Raw genomic sequence first — 12904 nt, 5'->3', positions numbered from 1 at the left:
ACTTTTGGCGAAGCAAATTATAACCCTTTACCATGCTGCTCAAAAATCCATCGCGAAAGATCAACACGCCCTAGAAATGTAGATCCTTCTAGTAACGAAATAATATAAGTAAAGGCAGGCTAGCGCTTGTCAGCCCCTAGGAAGTATGAAAAGCTCAGCTTTTTACTAATCTAGGGGCGCACACCGTGTTTCGATATCTGTTTGTCGGCTTAAGCTTATTCTCGTTGTTCTCATTCTCGGCTCACGCTGCACCGAATCCAAGCAAATTGCAATTAGCCTCGGTAAGTGCCTATGTATCCGATTACAAAACGGGCAAAACTATCGCCGCCAAAAATGCTGACACCTTAATGCCCATTGCTTCAATAACCAAATTAATGACCGTCATGGTAATTTTAGATTCTGGCCAATCGTTAAAGGAAAAAATAACCTTCACCAAAGCGCATCGTGCACTCATTGAATATGGCCACTCTAGGATCCGAACCGGCTCGCAAATCAGCCGCGGTGAAGCGATTCACCTTGCATTAATGTCGTCAGAAAACTTAGCCGCTGCGGCACTCGGTGCCACCTATCCAGGCGGTTATACCGCCTTTGTTAAGGCCATGAATACCAAAGCAAAACTTCTAGGTATGGAGCACTCACAGTTTGTTGAGGCAACCGGCTTGTCACCTCTTAATCAATCCACTGCGCGGGATTTAAGTCGACTAGTAACGGCAGCTTATAGCTACCCTCTCATCCGACAATACAGTACCACAGCCACCCACACAGCAAACTTTAGCAAACCCAAATATGTACTTGGTTATACCAATACGAACGTGCTTGTACGCGGTAATAAGTGGCAGGTAGGCCTAAGCAAAACAGGCTATCTTAATGAAGCAGGTCGCTGTTTAGTCATGGTCACTAAGCTGAAAGGCAAGCAAATGGTAATGGTGATGCTAAATTCTTACGGTAAACGCACCCCCGTTGGCGATGCAGGTCGCATTAAAAAATGGCTAGAGACGGGTGATAGCGGCAAGATTAGCGATTCAGCAAAACAATATCAACGCCTACAATTAGCGCAATTAACAGCAGGCTAATTTCGCTTTAGTCTAATCCTAAAACGGCCTCTTTGAGGCCGATATAATTGCAACTTCAACGGAATATCTCTTTAAACAAACCAAATTGCAGGCATAAAAAAACCGACTTAACAAAGTCGGTTTTCAGTTAACACTAACGCTGAGTGTTAGTTATGCATCTTTCGGAGCACGAGACATACGCTTACGCTCGTTTTCAGTCAGGTAACGCTTACGAATACGAATTGACTCAGGCGTCACTTCTACTAGCTCATCGTTATCAATGAACTCCATCGCTTGCTCTAACGTCATCTTGATTGCTGGCGTTAACACTTGCGCTTCATCAGTACCAGATGCACGAACGTTAGTTAGCTGCTTACCTTTTAGAGCGTTAACAGTTAAGTCGTTGTCGCGACTATGAATACCGATAACCATGCCTTCGTAAACTTCAGTGCCGTGCTCAACCATCATGCGACCACGCTCTTGTAAGTTAAACAAGGCGTTGGTCAATGCTTTACCCGTTGCATTAGCAATGAGTACACCATTCTTACGTTGACCAATCATGCCACCTTTGTGCGGGCCATAGTGATCAAAAGTATGGTAAATCAAACCTGAGCCTGACGTTAATGTCATAAATTCAGTTTGGAAACCAATTAAGCCACGACTCGGGATCAGGAAGTCCATACGGATACGACCTTTACCATCTGGAGACATATTGGTTAACTCACCTTTACGTAAGCCAATTTGCTCCATAATAGAGCCTTGATGCTCTTCTTCAACATCGATCGTTACAGTCTCGTATGGTTCTTGTAGCTCACCATCAACAGTACGCGTAATAACTTCTGGACGTGAAACTGCTAACTCGTAGCCTTCACGACGCATGTTTTCGATTAGAATGCCTAGGTGAAGTTCACCACGGCCTGATACGCGGAATTTATCCGGATCATCGGTTTCTTCAACGCGAAGCGCAACGTTATGGACTAACTCTTTGTTTAAACGCTCAAGGATGTTACGTGAAGTTACGTATTTACCTTCTTTACCAGCAAACGGCGAGTTGTTTACTTGGAAGGTTACCGTAACTGTTGGCTCATCCACAGACAGGGCTGGTAGGGCTTCAACGTTGTTCTGGTCACAAATAGTGTCAGAAATTTTCAGCTCACCTAAACCAGATACCGCAATAATGTCGCCAGCTTTCGCTTCTTCAACATCATGGCGCTCAAGGCCAAGATAACCTAAAACTTGACCTACTTTACCGTTACGAGTCTTACCGTCGGCACCAATAACCGTTACTTGCTGATTTACTTTCACTTTACCGCGAGCAACACGACCAACACCAATAACACCCACGTATGAGTTGTAATCAAGTTGAGAAATTTGCATTTGGAATGGACCTTCAGGGTCAGCATCCGGTGCAGATACATTATCAACGATAGCTTGGAACAAAGGTTCCATGTTATCTGAAGGCTCATCAATATCTAGAGTGGCGAAACCGTTCAGTGCTGATGCGTATACAATTTTAAAATCTAACTGATCGTCTGTCGCGCCTAAGTTATCGAATAGATCGAACACTTGATCAACAACCCAGTCAGGACGAGCACTTGGCTTATCTACTTTGTTGATAACAACAATAGGCTTAAGACCTTGAGCAAATGCTTTTTGCGTTACAAAACGAGTTTGAGGCATTGGGCCATCAGCTGCATCAACCAGTAGTAAAACTGAGTCAACCATAGACAAGATACGCTCTACTTCACCACCGAAGTCGGCGTGTCCAGGAGTATCTACGATGTTGATGTGGTAATCATGCCATTCGATAGCAGTGTTTTTAGCTAGGATGGTAATACCACGCTCTTTTTCAAGATCGTTAGAGTCCATTACACGCTCTTCAGCGTCGCCACGGCTCACTACAGTGCCAGATTGTTGAAGCAATTTATCAACCAGAGTAGTCTTACCATGGTCAACGTGCGCAATGATTGCGATATTTCTTAATTTTTCTAACACAGCTTAGTGCCTCAAAATTGGTTTGGATAAAATTTCGGCGTTATTGTATAGATCAATTGTCAAATAAAATAGTTTTAATGCGATCACATTTCATAACAAAGCAAAAAATAGAGGGATTAACGGACATTTCAGCGAATAAATTAGCCGTCACTGCAGAAGAAAGCCACTTTTTAAATCCCTTTTATCAGCACAGTTTAGCCAAGTGCAGTAAAAGTAGCCCTTATTTACTGGGCCAATAACCATTTCCACCACTATTACCACCCTAGGTATGGCAGCCAGCGATTTATGCCAAATTTCTAAGATAAATCGTCATTACATATTTATTTAACCATTTACTGCTTAACTAAAGGGGTCTGAATTGCTCAACCGAGCACCATCTGTTATTAATAACAAGCCCAAATGCGCGGTGAGGTCATGTTGCACCACAAAGATCCAGCAACGCACCATTTTGGAGCAAAAATCATTTAAGATGGGCTTTAAAGGTCACCTTAAAGCCTGATTTGCAAGGGATGACAAATTTGGCACGCTTTTAGCATTAAGCAAAACCAGTTAGTTTGTCTATTTACTACAAGCCATCATTATTGATGACACCGGAGGTTATAAAGCATGTCCGCAGAAAGCGTATTAGCTCTAATCAAAGAGCATGATGTTAAATTCGTAGATTTACGTTTCACTGATACACGAGGAAAAGAGCAACATATCTCTATCCCTCACCATCAAGTAAACGAAGACTTCTTTACTGAAGGTAAAATGTTCGACGGCTCTTCAATCGCTGGTTGGAAAGGCATCGAGAAGTCTGACATGGTAATGATGCCTGACGCATCTACTGCTGTTATCGACCCATTCACTGACGAAACTACGCTTAACATTCGTTGTGACATCCTAGAACCAGACACAATGCAAGGTTACGACCGTGACCCTCGCTCTATCGCTCGTCGTGCTGAAGACTTCATGCGTAGCGAAGGCATTGCTGAAGAAGTATTAGTGGGTCCAGAGCCAGAATTCTTCCTATTTGATGACGTACGTTTCGGTACAGAAATGGGTAATGTTTTCTACAAAGTAGACGACAAAGAAGCAGCATGGAACACGGGTAAAGAATACGAAGACGGCAACACAGGTCACCGTCCAGGCGTTAAAGGCGGTTACTTCCCAGTAGCACCTGTTGACTCTTCACACGACATCCGCAGCGCTATGTGTTTAATCATGGAAGAAATGGGCCTAGTTGTTGAAGCGCATCACCATGAAGTTGCAACTGCTGGCCAAAACGAAATTGCTTGTCGTTTCAACACTTTAGTATCTAAAGCTGACGAAATCCAAATCTACAAGTATGTTGTTCATAACGTAGCGCACGCTTACGGAAAAACAGCTACTTTTATGCCTAAGCCACTTGTTGGTGACAACGGTAGCGGCATGCACGTGCACCAGTCTCTACAAAAAGACGGTAAAAACCTTTTCGCAGGTGACCTATATGGCGGCCTGTCTGAAATGGCTCTTTACTACATCGGTGGTATTATCAAGCACGCACGCGCTATCAACGCTTTCACTAACGCTTCTACTAACTCGTACAAGCGTCTAGTCCCAGGCTTTGAAGCACCTGTAATGCTTGCATACTCTGCACGTAACCGCTCAGCATCAATCCGTATCCCAGTAGTACCTTCACCACGCGCACGTCGTATTGAAGTACGTTTCCCTGATCCAACAGCTAACCCATACTTAGCGTTCTCTGCGCTACTAATGGCTGGCCTTGACGGTATCAAAAACAAAATCCACCCTGGCGATGCAATGGATAAAGATCTTTACGATCTACCAGCTGAAGAAGCACTAGCCATTCCACAAGTTGCTTACTCACTAAAAGAGGCACTAGCTGCACTTGATAAAGATCGTGAGTTCTTAACTGCTGGCGGCGTATTCTCTGATGACTTCATCGATGCTTACATCGGCCTTAAAGGCGCTGAGCACGAGCGTGTTAACATGGAAGTACACCCACTAGAATACCAACTTTACTACTCTGTATAAGAGACAGTATTAAGTTGAATAAAAACCCGCTTTTTAGCGGGTTTTTTTGTATTAGTCACATTTGTATCAGCTGCTTACTTGCCTTATTTTTGCGCATAGGACAAACTCAGCGTTAAGCAGAAAGGATGCAATAATGAAATACTTACTTCTAATACTCAGTTTTTATACTTTAACGTTGCAAGCGAACGAAACCGACACTGTGTATCGTTGGGTTGACAAAGATGGTGTCACCCACTATTCCGACAAAAAAGTAAATGGTGCGGAAAAAGTGCGTATCAATATCTCACCTAGTCATAAAATTCCAGCTCCTCCCACTAGTATCACCAGTGCCAAACCTTTACCTGTCGCTGCAAAGTCTAACACCAAGTATCAAGCTAGCATTACCTCACCTGAACACGACAGTACGATTATTGATAACACGGGTAATATTAGCGTAGTGACCAATGTCACCCCAGCTTTTGAAGATGGCCAAACCTTACAGTTACTGATCGACGGTACCCCAGTTGGTGAAAAGCATCAATCCACCACATTACTAGCGACGAATATCGATCGCGGTAGTCACAGCTTACAAGTTCAACTTATTGATAAAAACGGCAAGATAATTGCATCATCTGAAATCATAACCGTACATTTACGCCGCGCATCACGCTAGCTCGATCTACATCACCTTTTCGTCTTTGTATTCTGGTGTGTAGCTGAGCTTGCCCTAAGCTAACGCACCAAAATGATGCAAAGACAAAAAAGGTGAGCCATTGCAATCCAGTCAACAAGCCGAAGCGCTTTTAGAGCACTTAGTTTCTGCCGTTTTTTTACTCGATGAAACGCTGCAAATCACCTATGCCAACCCAGCGGCAGAACAATTGCTGGCGCAAAGCATTAAACGCTTAACAGGTTTACGCTTTGATCAGCTGCTTGAACATACCTCATTAAATTTTGAGCTGATCCAAAAGACCCTGCATTCAGGTCATGGCTTTACCGACAATGAGGTGACTTTAGTGATTGACGGGCAGGCTGTGTTAGTCGAACTAACGGCAACCCCCTTTTATCAGTCAGGCTTTGTGTATGCCTTGGTCGAAATGCGCCAAATCGACCAGCAAAAAAAAATAAGCCAAGAAATTTATCAACATGCGCAACAACAAGCCGCAAAAGAGCTGGTTCGCGGCTTAGCTCATGAAATAAAAAATCCGTTGGGCGGCCTTCGTGGTGCGGCACAACTATTAGAGAAACAGCTGCCTTCAGCAGAGTTAAAAGAATTTACCGAAATCATCATTGAACAAGCCGACCGATTACGTAATTTAGTTGATCGCTTACTCGGACCACAGTGTCCCGGTCAGCAAGAAATTCATAATATTCACAGCGTGTTAGAAAAAGTCCGCCGTTTAGTCGAGTTAACCAAAGGCGACAACGTTAAGATCAAGGTGGATTACGATCCCAGTATCCCTGACTTTGAAATGCAGCAAGAGCAAATGCAGCAAGCGTTTTTGAACATATTACAAAATGCGGTGCAAGCCCTTGCTGAAACCGAAAATGGCGAAATAAAGATCATTACCCGCACCGTATTTCAAGTCACGATTCATGGTCAACGCTTTCGTTTAGCCGCGGAGATTCGCATTATTGATAACGGACCCGGTATTCCTAACGAACTGAAAGACACCTTATTTTACCCTATGGTCACAGGTCGCGAAGGCGGCACTGGCTTAGGCTTGTCGATTGCGCAAAACTTGATTAATCAGCACAAAGGACGCATTGAGTGTAATAGCTGGCCAACGCACACCGAGTTCATCATTCAATTGCCTTTAAGGAAATAATAAGATGACCAATAAAGTCTGGATCGTCGATGACGACAGCTCTATTCGTTGGGTATTAGAAAAAGCCCTCGCGCCTTCAGGTATCAAAACCCAGAGCTTTGCCGATGGTGAGCTGATGTGGCAACAACTTTCGCTGACACAACCCGATGTGATCATCTCTGACATTCGCATGCCGGGTATAGACGGCATTACCTTGCTGCAGAAAGTACAGCAAGAATTTCCTGATATTCCCGTAGTGATCATGACAGCCCACTCTGATCTCGACAGTGCAGTCAATGCCTATCAATCAGGGGCATTTGAATATTTACCAAAACCCTTTGATATTGATGAATCCGTTGCTTTGGTAGAGCGAGCCTTAACCCACGCGAAAGAAAATAGTGCGAAAAAGGCGCCGCAAGCCCCCATGTCACCCGCCCCCGAAATCATCGGCGAAGCGCCCGCCATGCAGGAAGTGTTTCGCGCCATTGGCCGATTATCACGCTCAAGCATTAGTGTGCTTATTAATGGTCAATCAGGTACGGGTAAAGAACTTGTTGCTCACGCGCTACATAAACATAGCCCGCGCAAAGAAAATCCGTTTATTGCGTTAAACATGGCAGCAATTCCTAAAGACTTGATTGAATCAGAGCTGTTCGGTCATGAGAAAGGCGCATTTACAGGGGCAAATGCGGTGCGTCAAGGACGTTTCGAACAAGCCAATGGCGGAACCTTATTTTTGGATGAAATTGGTGATATGCCATTAGACATTCAAACCCGATTATTACGTGTGCTTGCAGACGGGCAGTTTTATCGTGTTGGCGGCCATGCATCGGTCAAAGTGGATGTCCGGATCATTGCAGCAACCCACCAAGACTTAGAAAAAAAAGTGGCAGCAGGCGATTTTCGTGAAGATTTATTCCATCGCCTCAATGTGATCCGTATTCACATTCCGTCATTAAACGAGCGTCGTGAAGACATCGTTAAATTAGCCAACCATTTTTTGCACTTAGCGGCAAAAGAACTCGCGGTCGAAGTAAAGTCATTGCATCCCAAGGTCAAAGACTATTTAGCAAGCTTAAACTGGCCAGGTAATGTGCGTCAATTAGAGAACGTATGCCGTTGGTTGACTGTGATGGCCAGTGGTCAAGAGGTGCTACTAAGTGACTTGCCACCAGAGTTGGTACAAGCAAAAAAAGGAGTAGAACAAAGCGAGGCGATAGCACAAAGTTGGCAACAACAACTACAGCAATGGACTGAGCAGCAGCTATTAGCAGGCCAAGTAGACATATTAGCCAACACAGTGCCAGAAGTTGAACGCATCATGCTCACTGCTGCGCTGACCCATACTCACGGTCACAAACAAGAAGCAGCTCGTTTGCTAGGCTGGGGCAGAAACACCCTAACACGCAAGCTCAAAGAATTAGACATCAATAGCTAAACCATGGGTATTGAAGACTTGCCTAGGTTTTACTTGAGCTTATTACGAGCCAAAATAGTATATTTTCCTGCGCAAACGCTGTAAATATGCCTCTGAACACTTTACATCTTCATCCCTGAAAACGAAATTTTGTCGTAACACATACTTTATCTGGCGGTGTCAGACTGAAGCATAACGGAGGTTATTTAGTTTGCCTCAACCTTGGTCGCTTCAGGCTCGGGCTGTGCGACTTCAGGTGCAGCAACAACGTCATCTAAAGCAGGAGTGTCAAGTTCGCTGGCAGCATCAGTCACCTCAGCTGAGGGTTCAACGCTCACGGCAACAGGTTCAGTTTTTGCTGGCGGCGCCTCCGTTGCAGAAACAGTATCTTCATTACTCGGTATCACAACCGCTGGCGAATCGACTTTTACTTCCATTTTTGCTGGCGCGTTGGCACTTGGTTCAAGCTCCAACGTCATACTCAACTCATTAATCCTGGCATCGGCCAGTTGGATTTGCTGATCCAGACGCAGGATTTCATTACGAGCATCAGCTAAGGTCATACTAAGCTGTGCTTTATCCGCAACTTGCGAATCTAAATTTGCCTTAAGCTCTTGGTTCTCTGTCATTAATTGTTCAAACTGTTGCTGCAATTGCATGACATCAACATTCGGCCCAGCTTGCTCTAGGCTGGTTTGTGCAGAAACAAGCTGTTCATTGAGTGCATTAATCTCATTGGTTAAGGCTTCTATCTGCAATTGCCCTTGTAACAAAGCCGCATCTTTCATTTCTGCTTCCGCCAGTTTAGCCAGCCATTGTTCTTGCTTGGCTTGCCATTCTTTTTGCTGCTGGTCGGTTTTCAACTGCAGCTGGGTCAATTGCTGTTGTAGTTCACTAAACGTTTGTTGGCGCTGTTCAAAATCATAAATAGCCGTGTTCAATTGACGCTGTAAATCACTTTGTTTGGTTAAGCTGGCTTTTTCTATTTGTCGTGAAGCTTGAGCCTGACGGGTCGCTTTTTCTGCAACAGTGATCGCATCTGAGTAGAGGTAAAACCCCACACCCGCTAAAATCGTACTAACTGCAGCGATAGGCCAAGCAAGAAAAGATAATGTAGATGACTGACTCATATAACTTCCTCATTCTTATCACTTCACTGGTTAAAGCGATAATTTTCTTTAATATCAGCTTAGCAAGTTACACCTTTGCCGTAATAAAAAACTACCAAACTGTTATATATTTCCCCCTCCAGTCGGCCAAGGCGAATGAAGATACCTTTTTAAAATAGGGAGCTAGTGTTAATTCAGTGAAATCAACTATAAGTTAATACCTAAAAAAACGATACAACCTGTTGATTGTATGAACCAAGTGATATTCTATTTATGTTTTCTTTTTACAATCACATAAGCCTAATAACCTTTAGTGATTATTTAAAAAGTATGATTCTTTCCAACACATCCCAGTTGGTTAAGCAGGCCTGCTGGCCTGCTTTTTTTACGCAGCTAGAAAACTAAGTGCTTGCTCGAGTTTTAACTCTAAAACCTAAACTTTTCACCACTTTATCGCGGTTACCAGTAATAAGAGCCTGCAATAACGCTTCCGCAGCTTCTCGACCAACTTCAGCATAAGGAATATCAACAGTGGTTAAACTGGGCTGCAAGGTATTGCACAAATTAGGATCTTCAAATGTTGCAATGGCAAGTTGCTCAGGGATTTTAACCCCTTGTTTGTTAGCCTCTAATATCAAGCCCGCCGCTATTTCACTATGACCACATATCACAGCATCTAAATCAGGCCAGCGTGCCAAGGTGTCCATAAGCAACTCAGCCCCCACCGAAAAGCTCACCTCAGATAACCCTAACACCAAACGATGACTCGCCATATCATGATCTATCATGGCCTTTTGCCAACCCGCTAGTCGCATTGCAAAGCGTCCAAAATTAGTGTGCGCGCCAATGAAACCAATCTGCCGATAGCCTTTCATATACAAAAATTTTGTCAGCTGATAAGCCGAGGCATGATGATCAATGCCCACATTGATATGCACCGGGGTAAGAGTTAAAGCCGACAGCTCAACAACTGGCAAGCTCATGTTTTCAATGTATTTAAGGGTTTGAGAGGTGTGTGCAGTACCAGGTAGAATCAAGGCTGCAGGCGAATGCTGCAATAACGCTCGCACTTGCTTTTCCTCTTCTTGCGAATCGTAGTTTGACGCGGTAAAAATAAGTTGGTACCCCGCTGGCTCCAGTACCCCTTTTAAGGCTAAAACGATTTCATTGGTGGCAAATTCGGTTAAAGACGGCAGGATCACCGCAATAATATCTGACTGAGATGAAGCCAAAGCGCCAGCAGCTTTATTGGGCAAGTAACCGAGTTGTGCAACAGCGGCATCTATTTTTTCACGCAAGCCTGTTGAAACGAGGTCAGGGGTACGCAAAGCCCGCGACACAGTCATTGAACCTACACCGGCTAGCTTAGCTACATCAGCCAATGTGACGCGACCACTATTTTTCCGTTTTTTTCCTTGAGACATAGTCCCTCCTAGACGACTAAATGAATATTAACCTAGGAGGGGGCTATCTGATAGCGCAATCAGCACAATTTTTATTCAATCCAACGTCGGCCGATTTAACTACTAAATGAGGAATAATCAATCCGGTAAAGGGATTTTTGATGCATCTCTTTAAACTGTGACGCGGAAATTTGCGCATATTCTCGCCAAGGTACTAATTCGTCTTGAGAAAAGTTTTTCGCCGCGCGAAGCTGCTCAAACACTGAAAAACGTAAGCCACTAAATAACGCTTTACCTAACGTGCCACGTACATTGTAATTATGATCATCAACTTCCTCCTGCAAGGCACTTATTAATTGTGGAGCACCTTCCTGAAAACTATGTTTTGCTAAAGATAAGCTGATTTCAAGGGCTTTCTCAGCGAGAAATTTTTCTAAAATTCGTGGATCAGCCTCCACGTCAAATAGCAGGTCATGGAATTTTTTGTCTCCTTTTTGTCGCGCCTCATTTAGGCACTCGACCATGGTTTCATCAAACGAGCGCAAAAACTGATGTAAACAGGCCATATGACCTAAATGCAACAAACCGCCTAACATCATACCTTCAGCAGGCCGTTTATATCCTTGCTGCTCAAGTACATAAGTCGTGGCTAAGCTAGTTGTTAGCATGTGCCGCCAAAGCTTTTTCCCTAACCCTGGGATCACCGTATTATTCATCTTTACTCGGTACTTAAATACCATAGCTGGAACAATTTGCTTTAAAATTTCAATTCCTAACAAACCGACAGCAGCCTGCGCATCTTTAACCACTCGTGGCTTACGGTTTAATAGTTCCATAAAACTATGGCTACCAACGAGGTATAAAAGACGACGCTTTAGTTCTGGGTTTTGCTCTAACATGCTCGCGATCAACGATAAACGCGGAAAAGGTAAAGTAAGTGCTAATAACAAATCAGTGGTCGAAGCATGCACGCGCAATAGGTGAGTCATTACCCGGTCAGGCTCCGATAGTTGTTGTAGCATGTCATTAATGAGGCGTTTATTAAAATAATTGGAAGCGACCTGCAGCGCTTTTTCACGTTGGCGCTTTGCTGCCGCTTCTTTTTCCACTCTTGCCTTTTCAACATCAAGCAGGATGCGCTTACTCCAACCTGATTCAGTGGATTCTTTCTCTTCTTGTTTTTCTAATAACTCCAATTCAAGACCATCATTAAAGTCATCATCACCTAGAATATAATTTTTCCCAACGAGAAAATGCTCAAATTTGGCGCTAATCCGATTAGCGATACTCTGGGTGTCTGCCATTTTTACTGAGCTCATAATGTCGAGTTGGGTCCCTAAGGTAGATAAAATAAGAATAGAATAAAAAAGATAAAGGTTCGTGACCGCGTTGCAAAACATCACACAGGGTCAATTCGCCCCTAGTATATTAACTAAAGTTAATCACGCCAAGTTGTCGATCTATGACAAATTTCTAGTTGAGTGCCTCATTTGACTAGCCTGTATTCGCTAATTTTTCCGGTTTCGGTGTGAAATATTGCGGCTCTCGAAGAAAAACCTCACCTTAAGGCAAAAAAAATCAGCCTGAGTGGACAATTTCCATACCCAAACTGGTCTTTTTTTCAGCAAACGAACTAAAAAAAACAAAAAAGTTAGCTTGTTTTTCAACCAATTAAGCTAAGCCCATGTTTTTAATATAGAAATAAATTATTGCAGAGTGTTGACAAAGACCAGCGAAATCCTAATAATGTGCGCCATCGGAGACACGGCGGAGCTTACAACGCCTTCTAGTTAAAACTTCCGAACAGAGAAATCTGAAGAGATAAAATACGTAAGCAACAGTCGGTGATTAGCGCAGCCTGGTAGCGCATCTGGTTTGGGACCAGAGGGTCGGGAGTTCGAATCTCTCATCACCGACCACTATTCCTCCTTAGCTCAGCTGGTAGAGCGACGGACTGTTAATCCGCAGGTCGCTGGTTCAATCCCAGCAGGAGGAGCCAAATTTAGAATGTTGATATTGAGATCAGCAATCTAATATGATGCGGAAGTGGTGAAATTGGTAGACACGCTAGATTTAGGTTCTAGTGCCGTAAGGTGTGAGAGTTCAAGTCTCTCCTTCCGCACCA

The 12904-nt window shown here is 43.8% G+C and carries 9 protein-coding genes and 3 tRNA genes; 8 read left to right on the top strand and 4 right to left on the bottom strand.

What is annotated here, in order from left to right:
* Positions 1-185: 185 nt before the first annotated feature.
* Complete coding sequence (gene pbpG, locus K1M91_RS19170; protein WP_232803864.1) at positions 186-1073, top strand: D-alanyl-D-alanine endopeptidase; 888 nt, start codon at positions 186-188, stop codon at positions 1071-1073.
* 150 nt (positions 1074-1223) lie between these two features.
* On the opposite strand, the gene typA is transcribed toward pbpG, so the two are convergent.
* The gene (typA, locus tag K1M91_RS19165) at positions 1224-3047 is read right to left on the bottom strand and encodes a translational GTPase TypA (protein WP_232803863.1); all 1824 of its coding nucleotides are present in this window, start codon (positions 3045-3047) and stop codon (positions 1224-1226) included.
* Between the two features lie 606 nt (positions 3048-3653).
* On the opposite strand from typA, the gene glnA reads away from it, so the two are divergent.
* The 4 genes from glnA to glnG all read left to right on the top strand — a co-directional run bounded on the left by glnA (position 3654) and on the right by glnG (position 8288).
* Positions 3654-5063, top strand: coding sequence for a glutamate--ammonia ligase (gene glnA, locus K1M91_RS19160; protein ID WP_232803862.1), 1410 nt, complete (start codon positions 3654-3656; stop codon positions 5061-5063).
* 133 nt (positions 5064-5196) lie between these two features.
* Positions 5197-5715, top strand: coding sequence for a DUF4124 domain-containing protein (locus K1M91_RS19155; RefSeq protein ID WP_232803861.1), 519 nt, complete (start codon positions 5197-5199; stop codon positions 5713-5715).
* Positions 5716-5815: 100 nt separating this feature from the next.
* Positions 5816-6871 (top strand): nitrogen regulation protein NR(II), encoded by a 1056-nt coding sequence (gene glnL, locus K1M91_RS19150; protein WP_232803860.1) that lies wholly within the window; start codon positions 5816-5818, stop codon positions 6869-6871.
* Positions 6872-6875: 4 nt separating this feature from the next.
* Positions 6876-8288 (top strand): nitrogen regulation protein NR(I), encoded by a 1413-nt coding sequence (gene glnG / locus K1M91_RS19145; RefSeq protein ID WP_232803859.1) that lies wholly within the window; start codon positions 6876-6878, stop codon positions 8286-8288.
* Positions 8289-8473: 185 nt separating this feature from the next.
* Here glnG and K1M91_RS19140 read toward each other — a convergent pair whose 3' ends face one another.
* The 3 genes from K1M91_RS19140 to K1M91_RS19130 form a co-directional block, all read right to left on the bottom strand.
* Positions 8474-9397: a hypothetical protein gene (locus tag K1M91_RS19140; protein ID WP_232803858.1), complete on the bottom strand. Its 924-nt coding sequence runs from the start codon at positions 9395-9397 to the stop codon at positions 8474-8476.
* A gap of 380 nt (positions 9398-9777) precedes the next feature.
* Complete coding sequence (locus K1M91_RS19135; protein ID WP_232803857.1) at positions 9778-10800, bottom strand: LacI family DNA-binding transcriptional regulator; 1023 nt, start codon at positions 10798-10800, stop codon at positions 9778-9780.
* A 95-nt stretch (positions 10801-10895) separates the two neighbouring features.
* On the bottom strand, positions 10896-12083 hold the full coding sequence (locus K1M91_RS19130; RefSeq protein WP_232803856.1) for an HDOD domain-containing protein: 1188 nt from the start codon (positions 12081-12083) through the stop codon (positions 10896-10898).
* Positions 12084-12621: 538 nt separating this feature from the next.
* Between K1M91_RS19130 and K1M91_RS19125 the strand changes: the two genes are divergently transcribed.
* From K1M91_RS19125 to K1M91_RS19115, 3 genes are all read left to right on the top strand, one after another.
* Positions 12622-12698: transfer RNA gene (locus tag K1M91_RS19125), tRNA-Pro, on the top strand.
* 4 nt (positions 12699-12702) lie between these two features.
* Positions 12703-12778, top strand: a tRNA-Asn gene (locus K1M91_RS19120).
* A 41-nt stretch (positions 12779-12819) separates the two neighbouring features.
* Positions 12820-12904: transfer RNA gene (locus K1M91_RS19115), tRNA-Leu, on the top strand.

The sequence above is a fragment of the Motilimonas sp. E26 genome (genome assembly GCF_021278025.1).
In the GTDB taxonomy this organism is placed as follows: Bacteria; Pseudomonadota; Gammaproteobacteria; order Enterobacterales; family CBDFNC01; genus Motilimonas.
This window is presented reverse-complemented; position numbering and strand designations above follow the sequence as displayed.